The following is a 16,086-nucleotide window of genomic DNA, read 5'->3' on the forward strand; positions in this document are numbered from 1 at the left end:
AATGATGAAAATGAAAAAACACATAACACACATAATAATAGCGTTATTTAGCATCTCAATAGTGTCTTGCGACGCTTATTTAGATGTTCAACCAGAAGACAAAATTCTAGAAGAAGACATCTATAAAAATGAAGATAGAATTAGAACGGCATTAGTCGGTATATATGGTAACATTACATCACAAAACTCGTATGCATCACAATTAACCATGAGCTTAACAGATGTACTTGCTCAGCGTTACGATTGTAGCGAAAGTGAGCACGAATGGGGTTTAATGTCTACCTATAATTATAACGATGAAAGCGTTCAAGATAAATTCGACGCATTGTGGAAAAACATGTATCAAAACATCTTGAACATTAATAACTTTATAAAAGGCATCGATACGTATTCTGATTTTCTTAACGAAGACCGAAAAGCCTTATACAAAGGAGAAGCTATTGGCTTAAGAGCTATGCTTCATTTCGATTTATTACGCATTTTTGGCCCTGTTTATTCGCAAAATCCAAACGATTTAGCCATACCATATTATATAGCCCCATCAGCTAATTTAAACCCAATTTCTACGGCTTCAGAGGTCATAGATATAGTATTATCTGATTTACAAACAGCTGAAACATTTTTAGATAAAGATCCGGTAAGAGAATACGGCAAAGTAGATTATTTTGAGGAAGACGCCCCTGAATTAGAACCCGGAGATCCTGGATTTGGTTTTGAAGAATCTAATTTTTTCAGGTTCAGAAATTTACGCTTAAATTATTTTGCTGTTAAAGCATTACAAGCGCGAGTACATTTATATGCAGGTAATAATTCTCAAGCTTTAGAAAATGCCAAAGCTGTAATTAATGAAGCTACAAAATGGTTTCCTTGGACAACCGAAGAAGAAATTGGTAATCAGGATAATCCAAATCTTATATTTTCAAAAGAAGTATTATTTGGTTTAGAGCACTTTAATATAAGAGCGGTTGCCAGAAATTTATTTTCTGCTGATTCGGAAAAAACAAAACGTTTGGTCCCTAATAGAACCCGATTAGAAGAAACTTTTGAAGGAAATGAAGCGGACCCTAGATTTGGAAGACTATGGATTCAACCTGCTTCTGAACCAAATATCAGAGTATTAAATAAATTTTCTAATGTTTCTGCCAATTTATTATTTATGCAACCCCTAATACGCATGAGTGAAATGTATTATATCGTTGCCGAAACAGAACCAGACCCAAGTATTGCAACCGACTATTTAAACATAGTTAGAGAAAAACGTGCTTTAGGGGCATTAGATTATAATAGTATCGATTTGGATAACGAAATAATGAAAGAATACAGAAAAGAATTTTATGGAGAAGGGCAGTTATTCTTTTACTATAAACGTAGATATTTAACCGAAATACCTAATGGAACCTTGTCTTCTGAAACAATACCAATGTCGACTTCTACCTATGTAGTACCATTGCCATTATCAGAAACAGACTTTAGGTAAGTATTAATTATTTTAAAATTACAATCATGAAAAAATATATAAATCAGCTCTTTCTAGCACTTACACTGTGCCTTTCATTTATAGCTTGCGAAGAAAGAGAAATAGACACTTTTAAAGGAAATGACAACATCTTTTTCAAATGGGCTCTTGATGGCAGATTTTCTTCTACTAATAAAGTAGATAGTGTAGCTTTTTCCTTTGGTTCCTTTCTTCCTGATATTACAAAAGATACTTTTAAAATACCTGTACAAACTCAAGGTTTTGTGTATGATATAGACAGAGAATATAGCATTGAAATCTTGGAAGAATCAACAGCACAGGAAGGTGTTCATTTTTCACTACCATCGTCATTCGTCATTCCGGCTAACTCGATAATAGATTCATTGCCTATTTACCTGATGAGAACAGCAGATATGAAAGAAGAAACATTCTCGATTAAAATAGGATTGGTTCCCAACGAAAATTTTGATGCCAATCTTGATGGTTCTGGTTTAAACGCCGAAACTGGCGAACCAATAAGTTATAATACCTTTGAATTAGCGATATCAGATATTTTAATAAAGCCAACATATTGGCCGTTTCCAATGTTAGATTATTCAACAAAAAAATTCTATTTATATGCTGAAGTAAATAATATTCCACTTCCAGATTGGAATACAGAAAACCCTTTGAGGGATCCTACATTTTTTACTAAATTCTTTAGTTTTCAAGGCTATCTTAGAGAGCAAATAAATGCAGGAACACCAGTATTAGAAGACGATGGAACCCCAATGACAGTATTTGGAATTTAAACATTAAATGAACATGAAAACATATAAACAGTTAAAATTATACGTAATTCTTTTTATCACCGTTTCGGCATTGTTTGTCTCTTGTCTTGCTGATGAAGGTAATTACGATTATAAAGATATAAACGAAGTTGAATTTGGCGGTATTGACCCTAAATATACTATTTACAGATTTGAAGATTTAAGCATAACACCTGAATTAAACTTTACTATAGATAGTAATGAAACTGAAGGTCGCTACAATTATGAATGGTATATATTAGCAAATGGTAGTTCAAAACTCATCTCAACCGAACGTAACCTATCTGCCCAAGTAACAGCAGTTCCAGGTCTCCATGATATCTTCTATGTTGTAAAAGATACAGAAACGGAAATTGAATGGCAATATAATTTCGACATAGAAATTATCACAAGTACTTACGAAGGTTGGCTGGTATTAAACGACACCAATGAGGGGCCGAAATTAGATATGATTTCAGAAATATCTAATACTGAAAACTTAGTGCTTTTTGATATTTTAGCCGGATCCGATTTAAACTTAGAGGGAGACGCTGGGTTTGTAAATACTTATACTCCTAATTTTAGACAATATGCCGTCTATGTTAGTAGCTCGATAACAGGTACGACCCGAGTAGATGCAGATACCTGGGAATGGACTCCTGGACTACATCTACGCACGGAATTCCTTTCAGAACAACCGGATAACATGGAAGCTACTGCCATCCATCAACTCCAAGCTGGATCAGGTCAAGCATTTTGTATCGTTGATAATAACATCTATTACACCGATCCTACAAGTAGAATACTTTATAATAACCCAGTAAATAAAACCGAAGTGGGTGTAACTTTCGAAGCATCGAATTATGTAGCTACCAACGGCAAAGTTATCTACGATAACACGAACAAAAAATTTCAATATTTATCTGGGTCTGCACCTAATTATAATAGCTATGATATGCCTGCACCATTACCTTGGGATAAGAAATTTGAATGGGATAATGGCGATGATTTATTATACATGGAAACTAATGATTTTAACGGTAATAATGCAAGTAATTTTGCCATAGTAAAAACCCCTGATGCCAAATATTTTGTGTATACATTTAGATCTACAACACAAACCGGCGCTTATGATTTAACTAATGCCCCTGAAATAGACCAAGCCTCTCTATTTGCTGTAAGCCCTGCTTATGGCTATATTTTCTATGCTGTTGGCGGTAAAGTGTATCAATACAATATATTTGATAATGTAAATGATCTTGTTATAGATAAAGGCGCAGAAGAAATAACATTACTGAAATTTAATAATTTCGAAAATGATAGGTTCGTACCTAAATATAAAACCTACCAAAACATGCTTATTGTAGGTGCTTATGATGGTAGTGAAGGTGCTTTAGAGTTTTATGACGTACCATCTGCCAATAACGACATTACCTTAAATGCGCGATACGAAGGCTTTGGTAAAATTAAAAGTGTCGATTATCGTGAACGATTCTAGACTATACTTTTTTTAAATCATGATAGGGGCGACTTCTATAAATCGCCCCTTTTTTATTCCTTTAACTTTAATTTAAGAAAACCTATTAAAACACTCATTTTCAATGTATTAAAAGCTTAAAATTAACATAGATTTAGCAGAAAAAATTACTCGATTCGCCTTTCTTTATTTTAGCTTTGTGAATCATTAATTAATTAGTTAAAATGTTTAAACTTACTCGAGTTTTAGCACTCATTTTTTGTCTTATTTTTCAATTGCAAAACTTTGCACAAACCAATTTTAAGAAGCTTTCTTGGGAGGAGGTTATACAACAAGCTCAAACGGAAAATAAACCTATTTTTATAGACCTTTATTTTCAAGGTTGTAAGCCTTGCGCTGAAATGGATGCCGATGTATTTCCGAACGAAACCATTGCTCATATTTTGAATAACGACTTCATTGCCTTTAAAGCAGATATTTTTAAAGAAGACATTGGTAAAAAACTAAGTTTAAAATATGGAGTAAATGGCTTTCCTACTTTCATTTTTTTAAGCCCGGAGGGATATGTTTTAAATATAGAAAAGGGCTATCAATCTGTAAAAGAACTTGAAGAATTATTATTATCGGCTCAACATCTAAAAACTAAAAAGGCCTATAAAAAATTCAGCAACACATTAACTGGCGATTATCCAGCATTCTATTCTAAAGCCTATTTAGAAAACAAGCGTAATTTTGATTATGACCACGTTATCGAATACCTTGAAAATCAAGATTTAACCAAAGAAATTCCATTTATTGTTATTACCGGACTAAGAGTTGGAGGTATTTATGCCGATTTTGTAATAGATAATGCCGAAATATTAGCTAATGACTACGGCCAATCTCTAGTAAAAAGCTATCTCATAAGCCAAGTAACTAGAAAAGCAGTAGCATTAGGAAAACAGAACAACGTAGATAAATTTAATGAGCTTTTAGCTAAGGTAAAACCAGTTTTCACTACAGAAGACTGGATTAAATATAAAGACATTTTTCAAACTAAATATGCCACAAATCAAGTAAAATAAATCACAATGAAATTGACTAAAATTCTATTCGTACTTGTATTCGCTGTGTTGTTTACATCCTGCGATTCTAAAACTTCTAATACCAACGGTTACACAACTATTTATGGCACCTATGTATTACCTACCAATCGGGATCAAGTTATCTTATCTAAAATAGCAAACGGACAACGTACTAAGATTGCAAGTGTTTCGGTTAACGCCGACAACAAATTTGGTTTTGCTATTAAACCGGATGAAGAAGGTTTTTATATTTTAGGAGAACGCGGATACGATTACCCGCTTTATATTAAGGGTGATCAAGCTATTGAAATTAACTTCAATTTGGCAGATGGTTTTGAAATGGTTAATCCTTATGATGAAGAAAATAAAGTTTTAAGCGCATGGGTAACTTCAAACGATCCTTTAAAGCCATTTAACTTCATGTCTATGCCTCCAAAAAACTACGAAGAATTCTTCCCGTTTTATGAAAAATTCATTCCTGAAATGAAGGCTCAACATGATTTGGTAAATACTTCAAACCCAAAATTTAATGAACTAATGCATAGTTATATTGACTTAAATATCGAATATACAGCATTACACTTTTTACATACGCCAAGAACTAAGCATCCTAAAAAAGAGGAACTACCTAGTTTCTATGATGATATACTGAATACAGATATTTTTAAATCCGCTAATATTCTAAAAATACCTAATGGTTTTGAAACCTTACACCTACACCAAAAGGATAAATACGAAGCCTTGAAGAAAAGCGACCCGTATGCATATTATCCTAAACTAATTAATACGGTTTCTAACGATACAGTAAGAGGTATTTTTGTGTTAGAATACTTAAAAAGTTTTAAAAATTACGACCAAAACTATATCGGCTTTATTGATAGCTATCGCGACGACATTGAATTATCGGAATACGCTAAAAACGAAGTTGAAAAATTCGAATTGACCATTAAAAACATGAATCCTGGAACACAAGGTTATCCATGGAGCTATAAAGATGTTAATGGCAAAGAATACGCTTTCAGCGATTTTAGAGGTAAATACCTTTACATCGATGTTTGGGCAACCTGGTGTGCTCCATGTAAAAAGGAAATTCCGGCTTTAAAACAATTAGAGAAAGACTTACACGGGAAAGACATCCAGTTTGTAAGCATTTCCATGGATAAACCTAAACACGAACAAAAATGGAAAGACTTCGTTAAAAACGAAAACCTAACAGGTATTCAATTAATGTCTGAAAATGCTTTTCAAACCAGAATTGGGTACGACTATAAAATAAAAACCATTCCTAGGTTCTTACTTTTCGATCCTGAAGGTAGAATTATCGATGCGAACGCGAAACGACCATCAGACCCTGAATTAAAAAAACAACTTTTAACATTATTAAAATAACTTATGAAATTTCAAAAATCAATTTTAATATTATTTATCGCAGGTTTATTGACGGCTTGTGTTAATAACAATACACCAAAGGCTAAAGAAGGTTTTACAACCATAACGGGAGTCTTAGGTTTTCCTAATCAAACAGAAGTTAACCTGTCTAAAGTAGAAAATGGCGATATTACTTTGGTGAGTACTTCTTATTTAAATGACAATAATCAATTTGGATTTACATTAAACCCAGATAGTGAAGGATTTTATTTAGTAGGAAACAAAGGTTTTGAAATTCCATTATATATAAAAGGCAACCAAACTTTCGACATGAGTTTTACTCCTGATGGCTACGATCTTTCAACCATTCCAGATAAAGAAAATGAAGTTTTATTTAACTGGTACAAATCGAACGACACTCTTAAAACCTTTAAATTTGGCGCGTCAAGAGCAACATACAAAGAATTTTTCCCTTTCTATGAAAAATTCATTCCTGAAATGAAAAAGCAACATGACCTTGTTAATACTTCTAACGAGCGTTTTAATGAACTCATGCATGCCTATATAGACTTAAATATAGAAAAAGTAGCCGTAAACTTCGTTTTTACCCCAAGAGCTGAACACCCTAAAAAAGGAGACTTCCCTCCTTTTTTCGATGAATTTATGAAAGGTGACAACTTTAAGTCGACCATTGTTTTAGATATCCCATACGGAATTGCAACACTTAGATTGCATCAAATGTTCAATAATCTTTATGTAAAAGATTTTGGAAAAGTGAGACCAACCGAAGCAGAAATGCTGGAAGGCATCCCTAACGATATTTTAAAGGCATATTCAGCATTACAGTTTTTGCCTAAATTTACAGCTTACAATGAAAGCTATTTAAACTTTATCGAGCCGCTAAGAGCTGCAATAGCTAAAGACGAATACCTTACTAAAAAAATCGACGAATTCGAAGTAAGTATAAAAACCACTACTCCAGGTACACAAGGTTACCCTTGGACTTACGAAGACATTAATGGTAAAAAAGTATCTTTTAGCGATTTTAAAGGAAAATATGTATATATCGATGCTTGGGCAACTTGGTGTGCGCCTTGTAAATCTCAAATACCATATTTGAAAAAGTTAGAACAAGAGTTTCATGGTAAAGATATTGTGTTTGTGAGCGTATCTCTAGACAAACCAAAAGATAAGGCCAAATGGTCTAAGTTTGTAATAGATGAGCAACTTGGTGGTGTACAGCTTTTTGCTGATGCCGCTTTTGATTCTAGAATTGCAAAAGATTATAAAATTAACGCGATTCCTAGGTTTTTGCTATTCGACAAAGAAGGTAAAATTATTGATGCCAAAGCAGCCAGACCTTCTCAGCCTCAATTAAGAGCACAATTACAAAAATTATTAAACTAGTAAAATGAAATATACAGCATCCATTTTAGGTTTAGCTTTACTTACCATAGTAAGCTGTAAACAACAAACAAATAGCAACGAAAATACGGTATCAAATAATGCAGAGCCTATAAAAGAGGCTACTGTAATTCATGATTCAAAATTCGTTGCAGACTATACTAATAGTGTTCAAAAATTATTTAGCAGCAACAATTATGTACCTTTTGATGAGTTACAAATGCAGCTTATGGATCGCGTTGAAGAAAATTCAGAAGTAACCGTTACTGCACAACCTCGTGAATTTAAAAATGGTAATGAAATGTATTACTATTTAAAAGACCGTACGGTTGCTATGGGCTCTTCTTACCTTTGTGATAGATGTCCGAACATTCATTTAAATAACGCATCAGGCTTTGTAATACACGAAGATGGTATTATTGTTACCAATTTCCACGTAGTAGAAACCAGAGAAAATGGACCTAATATTTCAGCTGTTTTCGCCTCAGATGCTGACGGAAACGTATATCCTGTTGTGAAAATTTTATCAGCAAGTCAATCTAACGATTTAGCTATTTTAAAAGTTGACACAAAAGGCAAAAAACTAAAGGCATTAGCTTTAGCGGAACAAGAGTTAATGGGAGAAGATGTTTACTTAATGGGACACCCTTTTGACAACTACTTTTTCATGACAAAAGGTATGGTTGCCCGTAACTATATCAGCGACCGAACTGGTGAAGTAAAAATGGCTATTACTGCCGAATTTGGTCAGGGAGCCAGCGGTGGACCTGTAGTTAATAATTACGGTGAAGTAGTAGGTGTTGTAAGCGCGACTGCCATTCATTACACCAATGGTTCTAAAGTACACGGCGACCCTCAATTAATCGTAAAAGAAACGGTTCCGGTTAGCGTTTTACACACATATTTAAAACAGTAATAGAACTATTATAGAGATTTAAAAAAAGGCTGCATAATGCAGCCTTTTTTTATTCACTTAAATACACCTCATAACAAAATAGTTTCTATTTTAGAATAATGAAAAACAACAGTATTTCTTACTTTATAAATGGTTTAGCCTTACTAATAACAATTTGTTTAGGTTCTAACCAATTAATAGGTCAAACACCTGTAGATAGTACGAACTACTACTACAACCAAATTAAAGACACCAGAAACATAAATAAAGTTGGGAAAGCCTATACTTATTTTGAAAATAAAACTAAAGAAGCACTAAAAAATAATTCCCCAACAAAAGCCGCATATTATCAAGAACTCATTGCGTATAGTCAATTTGAAATGGGGCTTTACAATGAAAGTGAATCCACCACCGTTAAGGCTCTACAAATTTTAGACACCGAAGAAAATGCCACTAAAACGCTAAACCCAAGAGTTCGATTATACAATCAGTTGGGTATGATTTATAGAAAAGTTCAGGATTATAATAATTCGAACACCTATTATGAAAAGGCTTTAACATTAAATGAAAAGGAGGAAGATGATATCGCCATTATAACAAACATTGCCAATAATTATGCCGACCAAAATGACTTTAAAAAAGCCGTTGATGTTTTACTAAGCTATTATGACAAATCACTTACTATTACAAATCAGCGCATAAAACATGTGTATTTAGACAATTTGGGCTTCTACCAATCGAAATTAAATTTGAACGACGGACTAAAAAATATGACTTTGGCGTTGGCTTTTCGAAAAGCATCTAAAGATTTAATTGGTCTTTTCTCCAGTTACAGACATCTATCATTGTTTTACTTCAATCAAAGCCGTAAAAATCTGGCCTTAAAATATGGAGATTCTTTAGAAATAATTGCCAATAAAATTAATACCCCAGTATACAAAATAGGAGCATTAAAAACAAGATTACTTCAAAATCAACATGGTAGTTTTAATGACTTTATTGCCTTAAATGATACGCTTGAAAAAGAGAAATTTCAAAGACAAAATAAATACGCCGCCATAAAATACAAAGTTTCTGAAACCGAAAAACTCGTTCAGGAAAAGGAACAAAATCTTAAGCTTATTGCTCTGGAAAAAGAGAAAGAAAAAAACTTAAAACTATTTTATTTAACCTTAGGAATATTAGTAACAGTACTTGCCATTCTTGTTATTTTCATCTTAAAATCGAAACATAAAAAAGATAAAATCCGGCAAGTCTATCTTGCAGAAACACGCATTTCAAAAAAAGTTCATGATGAAGTTGCCAATGATGTATACCAGGTAATGACCAAACTTCAAAATTCCGATACTCACACCGATGATATTCTAGACAATTTAGATGCTATTTATTCCAAAACACGAGATATTTCAAGGGAAAACAATACCATAGATCTAGAGGGTAATTACTCCAATGCACTAAAAGATTTACTTCTCAGCTATAAAAACCAATCTGTAAATATTATAACACGCGGCTTGAATGATATAGTATGGGAACAGCTGGATAGCATTAAAAAGATAACCTTATACAGAGTCATACAGGAACTTCTGGTAAATATGAAAAAGCATAGTCAGGCTTCCAACGTTGTGTTTGTATTTAATTCTGATGGCCATAAACTAAACATTTCTTATTCTGATAATGGTACCGGTTGCAGCATAAAAAAAGGCTCTGGTTTATTCAATATGGAAAACCGTATGGAAGCCATAAATGGAACTATTATTTTTGAATCTAAACCCAATAAAGGATTTAAAGCCAAAATTACAGTATAATGATTTTTAAAAAGGTATTAATTGTTGATGATCATGATGTGGTAAACGATGGCGTGCTGAGCGTTCTAAAAACACATGAAATTAATAACGTAACAACATCGCAATACTGCGACGATGCACTCTTAAAAATAAAACGTGCTGAATTAGATGCGGAACCGTTTGATCTGTTAATTTCAGATTTATCTTTTAAAGAAGATTTTCAGGATAGCCAATTAAAATCAGGTGAAGATTTGGTAGCTGCTGTACGAGAAACAAATACAGACCTTGCAGTTATTATGTATTCTATGGAAGACCGTTTGCAAAAAGTGCGTACATTAATAAACACCTATCAAGTTAACGGCTATGTATGCAAAGGACGAAAAGGGGCTGGCGAACTGTCTGAAGCTATTCAGCTTATTGCAAATAACAAAACTTACCTTTCTCCCCAGGTAAAAAATGCCCTGAATCAGAAAAACGATTTAGAAATTGATGATTATGATATTGAACTCATAAAACAATTATCCTTAGGACTTTCTCAGGGAGAAATAAGTACGCTACTTAAAAAAAATAAAGTAATTCCCAGCAGCTTAAGTTCTATTGAAAAACGCATTAATAAACTTAAAGACATTTTTAAAGCGAAAAATACCATCCATCTGGTAGCCATTATAAAAGACTTGGGGCTGATATAAATAACACCTGTTACGGAAAGCCGTAATATAAATCCCTTTTTCAGTCGTATTTTTGAACAGCTATTAATAATTCCTGTTAGGGGGAACTGCAATTAGCACGCTTGTCTGGCGTGCTTTTTGTTTTTTATAATTCTTATTAAACGGTAAAACACCACTGAAAAAAAAATTATTTATAAAAATTAATCGTAATATAAATGATAAACCATAACTAATAATCAAAAAGATATGGCATTGCATGTATAAGAGGTAAAATTCAAATAATCAAAATATTAATAAGACAATCCTTATCAAACTTAAAAAACTTAAATTTTCAATTATCTCCTTTGCTAGTAACATCTCAATTTAACAAATAGTATAAACATAAGTAATCTCAATAATAATATGTAACTTAATGAAATAATTAAATACCTGTTATTTAATGAAGGCGCTTTTTGTCTTATTGTTATTGAGTCAAACCTTGTTTTCTCAATCATTGGAAAATCTACAAGGGCAATATCTATGTGAAGCTGATAGTTTTTTTCACCTATATGAATTTAACAAAAATACGGTAAAAGTAACTCTTAACTTTAAAGACCTCTTTATTGTGAAACACACCATTTTTTACAGCACTTTTTTGAAGTCCAAAAATAAAGATTCTCTTCACGTTATTAAACAAAACCATGAAATCGAAAGACTTACCCCCTTAAATTTAAAAGATGACAAAAGTTCTTATGCTCCCTATAATTCAAATAATACTGATAAAGATTGTTGCCATCTTTGGGTATTAGAAAAGTGTGAAGAAGAAAAGCTATTTATTAAAATAATTCCATTTCACGATACCATGTTTAAAAGGAAATATAAATCAGACTCCAATTTAATCAGACATATAACATTGACACCCATAAAAAATTAATACGAGATAAAAATTTTATAAACTGAACTTGTAATGAAGGCTTTTCAAAAATTAAATAATTTTATAAATGCTGACTATATCTTATGGCACAGGCTTTCAATTACTTTTAAATTAATTCAATTTTCATTACTAATTTGCCTATTCGTATCTGTTATGGGATGTAAAACTTATAAAACTAAAATTGACCCTGAAGTACAAAAAAAAGCCAATTTAGGTGATGAAAAAGCTCAATATGATATAGCGAAGTCATTTTTTGAAACCAGTAATGAGTTTTTTATTACAAAGAAAAGTAGACAGAACAATCTTGAAGAGTCGGTTGTTTGGTTAGAAAAAGCATCAAATCAAGGTAATCTAAAAGCTCAATATCATTTAGCAAGATATTATGCAATTAAAAAGAAAGACTTTGATCGTGCATTCAATATGATGAAATCGCTTGCGGATCAAGGTTTTGTTGAAGCCCAGTATGTTCTTTCCTCTCATTATGTAAAGGGATGGGGCACGCCTAAAGATTTGTCTCAAGCATATAAGTGGTATTTGTTAGCTTTTGAAGAGGACCATATAACATTGAAACATTTTCATTACTACTTGGTGTTTTCGGAATATTTAACCCATACCCAAATTAGCGAAGGGCAGAAACTGGCCAAAGAACACTTAACACTGGTTGGCCCCTCTAAACATCTATTTGAGACAGATAGGTAGTATAAAATCAATAAATCTTCTATTGCTCACTATTTTCTTTTTTTAATTCTAATCTTGTCATACCAAAAAAATCATATTCAACTATGAGTTTATCTACGGTCAACTCTTTAATATAAACAGAACCCATTTCATCTAAAACAATGGAATCACCCATGATTTGCCAAGCAAAAACTTTATCAGAATTGGTATCAGAAATTAAGTAAAGTGAATCCGATCTAAATAACACAAACTCTGACTTGTCTATTTTTTCCCATTCTACGTCTCCTGTTTCAATATCAATTAAAGATACAAGTTCCCAAGTTCCTAAAAGATCACCTTTTTTGTAATTTGAATTGCAGCCTATTATTGTGAAAACTAATAGAAAGCTCAATATTTGCTTCATTTCAATTGATTAATATCAAAGTATATTACTTAAGGACAACTATAACAAGTCCCTATCCCATATCCTTTTCTTTTTTAGTATCCTTTTTATGTCTATAGTTTTTAATCACATTATTGCTTGCTATAACATATAAAGAACGCTATATAAATAAGATATCCCCCATAGCTAAAATTAAAACCTCCCCAAACTATAGGGATGCCCAAAAGATAAAAAATATAAGGTAATGTCATAATTGCTAATACAGCATGTTGTAAGTCATAAGTCTTAAAAGAAGAATACTTTAAGGGTGCTATGAGCAGGCCCAAACTTAACCCTATTGCACATGCAGATGATATAAAATCAAAATTACTAAAGCCCATTAAAATACTTTCAATTAGTAAATATATATAGTATGCTAAAATGCATCCATACACTAATAGAAACGCTACTTTTAAAATGCTTAACAAAACATCCGTTAATACGTCTTTAAAAATTAATATGAACAAAAAGGGAACTGTGGCTAATATTGGTATTGTAACAATAAACAGATTCACATGGGTCATTGGATTTGGAAAGATATAATCCATAGGCATTATACTTTCTGCATAAGGCATAAACAATCCGGCAATAAGAACAAGCGTAAGTACAATTTGGATAGGGCGTTGCATCGATTGTTTCATAAGCTCCATAAAAACCCATACAATCCTAATAATCTATATTTTAAGGATTTTAACTTTGGTTTTAATAAAGGTAGTCATTATATCTAGACCGTTTAGTTTAACTCAATTAAATAATCATCAACTCTTTAAAAGATTAAGTGTGGCCATTCCATCTACTAAAAGAGTAATAATATTTACATCAAAATACCTTAAGGGAAATAACCACAAATAAACTTTAATAACCACTAATTTATCAAGTTTAATATGTAGATTTGGATGAATAGCTCCATTTGTTATTATATCTAAGTTTTACTGAATTATAATGCAATGATGATGACATCAAGATATCATTTCTTTCTATTATTTGGATGTTTGTTCTTCTCCGTCATTTCATGTACATCGGTCTACTTTAATCAGCCCCAACCTATAGATTCAAAAAACCTAAATAGGATACCCAAGAAATTTAGGGGAACATGGGTTCAAAAAAATGACACCATAATTATTGGAAAAAGATTTTACCAAAAAACAGGCTGGTATTTTAATACGATATCAAAAGTTGAAATTGACACAAACAAATCATTGCAAATACGTGGACAGCGCATTTATGACCTTGAAGAGCCATCTTCAAAAGGGTTTGAATTTACTGCTGTAAATGATTCATTAATTATTCGACATGCAGAAAGGTTTAAATTTACCTTAGGTGATTCTGCCCAACTTAGATCTGTTTCTAAAAAATATTCCATAATTAACTTAAAAAAAGATAGTATTTGGTGGGATGTTTTTCTTATTGAACGTAAAGATAATGGAGAGATTATAGTAAAAAACACAAAGAAAGATGAACTGAAAATTTTGGAGGCTCTTCTTAATACTAATGAAATTGAAATTGCTGCAAAAGATAAAAAGACAACATTGGAATCTCGTAAAAACTGGAACGTCGGATTAACTTCAAAACAAATGATTAAATTTATTAACATGGGTGGGTTTTCTGAAACAACTTTAGTTCTTAAACCCGATGAAAAAACACATAAATAACTTGTAACAGCCAAATCAAATAATTGGGTTAAAAACTTATAATTCTTAAACAGCCACAGACACCTAATCACCTTATTAATAGTTTATTATTTAAAAAAATATACGCTTTTCTATTTATATTGGGTAATTATATTTACCTTTCTAAAAACTCCCCATAAGACTTCAATAAATCCATTGCCTATTATGAAAAAAACGATCATTTTTTCATTTGTCCTCTTAGTATTTAGTTATTGCCGGAGTCAAGATAATTATGCTGGACGTGGTCTTTCATTTTCCTATTCAACAGACAATGCTTGGGGAGTAGATATGTTCGGGAGAGCTGGCAACAATAGATTCCATTTAGGTTATGGGCACCAATTTAATAACCAGGAAATTAAAGTAGTAAAAAAACACAAAGAAATTGACGGGTTAACCGAAACTGGAAATGGGAAATATTTCTGGGTTATTGACTTAGGATACAGCAGAATATTTAAAAACAAAATAACCATGCACCCTGAATTCAGTATTGGCGCAAGAAATGAATTCACTAACATTAAGGACGATAGAGGTTATGTTGACGATTATTCGCTAGTAACCAACTCAAACTTAATTACCGGTATTGGATTAAAAGTAGGTTACTTAATGAATAATGGTTTAGAGCCTTTCATAGGAATTCATACGCTAAAAAAAATAGATTTTGGAACTAGACTATCTTGGTAACAATTCTAAGTATTATAATTTCATCTCTGAAACTAGTTAAAATTTTAGAAAACGAATTAAAGATCATTACAAAACAATTTAGAAATTTTATCTGGTCTATTTGGTAATATCATTTATAAAAATATAAATCTGAGTTTCTAACCTTTATAAACAGTACTAAAACCTAACACCATGAAAACTATTTTAAGTCTTTTATTTGTATTACAAACGGCGCTTATGTTCTCACAGAACAGTAAAGTGATCCCCGGGGACAAAGCCATAGTATATTTTACCAGAGCCTCCGCATTGGGTGGTGCAATTAATTTCACCTATTTTGATGGCGAGAAAGCAATAGGAAGATTTAATGGGCCGAAATATATGATTTATGAGTGTGACCCAGGCGAACATTTGTTTTGGGTAAGATCTGAAAACAAGTCATTTGTAGAGGCAAATTTAGAAGCTGGAAAAATGTACATCATCGATGTTATTCCTAAAATGGGAGCCATTAAAGCAAGTGTAAAGTTAGTTCCAGTGGACAAGAATATTTATAAAATGAAAAAAATACAAAAACTTTTATCCAAACGTGGCCCTGAACCATTTAGTGAGTCTGAATTAAATATGCTACAAGAAGAGATGAAGGACGTAATTGATCGTGGCATGGAAAACTATAAAAAAACACAAAGTAAAGGAAAAAAAATACCAGAACTCAACCCTGATATGACTATTGATAATGACGACTTACTTTATATAAAGTAAAACTGAATCATAATGGTTAATAATAAAAATTTAGGTTTGGAACATGCCAAAAAATCAACTAAA

At 32.1% G+C, this 16,086-nt stretch carries 16 protein-coding genes; 14 read left to right on the forward strand and 2 right to left on the reverse strand.

Going from position 1 to position 16,086, the window contains the following annotated elements; all coding sequences use genetic code 11:
- The first annotated feature begins 10 nt into the window (after window positions 1-10).
- From H611_RS0108800 to H611_RS0108850, 11 genes are all read left to right on the forward strand, one after another.
- Window positions 11-1,477, forward strand: a complete 1,467-nt coding sequence (locus tag H611_RS0108800) for a RagB/SusD family nutrient uptake outer membrane protein (RefSeq protein WP_169515994.1) — start codon at window positions 11-13, stop codon at window positions 1,475-1,477.
- A gap of 26 nt (window positions 1,478-1,503) precedes the next feature.
- Window positions 1,504-2,268 carry a DUF4843 domain-containing protein gene (locus tag H611_RS0108805; protein ID WP_027138017.1) on the forward strand — a complete coding sequence of 255 codons (765 nt, stop codon included), beginning with the start codon at window positions 1,504-1,506 and terminating at the stop codon, window positions 2,266-2,268.
- A 13-nt stretch (window positions 2,269-2,281) separates the two neighbouring features.
- On the forward strand, window positions 2,282-3,763 hold the full coding sequence (locus tag H611_RS0108810) for a PKD-like family lipoprotein (RefSeq protein WP_027138018.1): 1,482 nt from the start codon (window positions 2,282-2,284) through the stop codon (window positions 3,761-3,763).
- A 203-nt stretch (window positions 3,764-3,966) separates the two neighbouring features.
- Complete coding sequence (locus tag H611_RS0108815; RefSeq protein WP_027138019.1) at window positions 3,967-4,806, forward strand: thioredoxin family protein; 840 nt, start codon at window positions 3,967-3,969, stop codon at window positions 4,804-4,806.
- A 6-nt stretch (window positions 4,807-4,812) separates the two neighbouring features.
- Window positions 4,813-6,195 (forward strand): TlpA family protein disulfide reductase, encoded by a 1,383-nt coding sequence (locus tag H611_RS14520; protein WP_084158172.1) that lies wholly within the window; start codon window positions 4,813-4,815, stop codon window positions 6,193-6,195.
- Between the two features lie 3 nt (window positions 6,196-6,198).
- Window positions 6,199-7,581 (forward strand): TlpA family protein disulfide reductase, encoded by a 1,383-nt coding sequence (locus H611_RS14525; RefSeq protein WP_051238774.1) that lies wholly within the window; start codon window positions 6,199-6,201, stop codon window positions 7,579-7,581.
- Window positions 7,582-7,585: 4 nt separating this feature from the next.
- On the forward strand, window positions 7,586-8,494 hold the full coding sequence (locus tag H611_RS0108830; RefSeq protein ID WP_027138020.1) for a S1 family peptidase: 909 nt from the start codon (window positions 7,586-7,588) through the stop codon (window positions 8,492-8,494).
- Window positions 8,495-8,592: 98 nt separating this feature from the next.
- Window positions 8,593-10,278 (forward strand): tetratricopeptide repeat-containing sensor histidine kinase, encoded by a 1,686-nt coding sequence (locus tag H611_RS0108835; protein WP_027138021.1) that lies wholly within the window; start codon window positions 8,593-8,595, stop codon window positions 10,276-10,278.
- Window positions 10,278-10,946, forward strand: coding sequence for a response regulator (locus tag H611_RS0108840; RefSeq protein ID WP_316928847.1), 669 nt, complete (start codon window positions 10,278-10,280; stop codon window positions 10,944-10,946). Before H611_RS0108835 ends, H611_RS0108840 begins: the two co-directional genes overlap by 1 nt.
- 418 nt (window positions 10,947-11,364) lie before the next feature.
- Window positions 11,365-11,838: a hypothetical protein gene (locus H611_RS0108845; protein WP_027138023.1), complete on the forward strand. Its 474-nt coding sequence runs from the start codon at window positions 11,365-11,367 to the stop codon at window positions 11,836-11,838.
- A 33-nt stretch (window positions 11,839-11,871) separates the two neighbouring features.
- Window positions 11,872-12,537 (forward strand): tetratricopeptide repeat protein, encoded by a 666-nt coding sequence (locus H611_RS0108850; RefSeq protein ID WP_027138024.1) that lies wholly within the window; start codon window positions 11,872-11,874, stop codon window positions 12,535-12,537.
- Between the two features lie 19 nt (window positions 12,538-12,556).
- Here the strand turns inward: H611_RS0108850 and H611_RS0108855 are convergent, their stop codons facing one another.
- Together H611_RS0108855 and H611_RS0108860 are read right to left on the reverse strand one after the other, a co-directional pair.
- A complete protein-coding gene (locus H611_RS0108855) occupies window positions 12,557-12,919 on the reverse strand; it encodes a hypothetical protein (RefSeq protein WP_027138025.1) in 363 nt (120 codons plus the stop codon).
- Window positions 12,920-13,029: 110 nt separating this feature from the next.
- The gene (locus H611_RS0108860) at window positions 13,030-13,587 is read right to left on the reverse strand and encodes a hypothetical protein (RefSeq protein ID WP_027138026.1); all 558 of its coding nucleotides are present in this window, start codon (window positions 13,585-13,587) and stop codon (window positions 13,030-13,032) included.
- 297 nt (window positions 13,588-13,884) lie between these two features.
- Here H611_RS0108860 and H611_RS0108865 point away from each other — a divergent pair, with 297 nt between their 5' ends.
- The 3 genes from H611_RS0108865 to H611_RS14180 all read left to right on the forward strand — a co-directional run bounded on the left by H611_RS0108865 (window position 13,885) and on the right by H611_RS14180 (window position 16,023).
- Window positions 13,885-14,589: a hypothetical protein gene (locus H611_RS0108865; protein ID WP_157515072.1), complete on the forward strand. Its 705-nt coding sequence runs from the start codon at window positions 13,885-13,887 to the stop codon at window positions 14,587-14,589.
- Window positions 14,590-14,772: 183 nt separating this feature from the next.
- The gene (locus tag H611_RS0108870; RefSeq protein ID WP_027138028.1) at window positions 14,773-15,288 is read left to right on the forward strand and encodes a hypothetical protein; all 516 of its coding nucleotides are present in this window, start codon (window positions 14,773-14,775) and stop codon (window positions 15,286-15,288) included.
- A gap of 171 nt (window positions 15,289-15,459) precedes the next feature.
- Window positions 15,460-16,023, forward strand: coding sequence for a hypothetical protein (locus H611_RS14180; protein ID WP_051238775.1), 564 nt, complete (start codon window positions 15,460-15,462; stop codon window positions 16,021-16,023).
- Window positions 16,024-16,086: the final 63 nt, after the last annotated feature.

The sequence above is a fragment of the Gaetbulibacter saemankumensis DSM 17032 genome (assembly GCF_000425645.1).
Classification (GTDB): Bacteria; Bacteroidota; Bacteroidia; order Flavobacteriales; family Flavobacteriaceae; genus Gaetbulibacter; species Gaetbulibacter saemankumensis.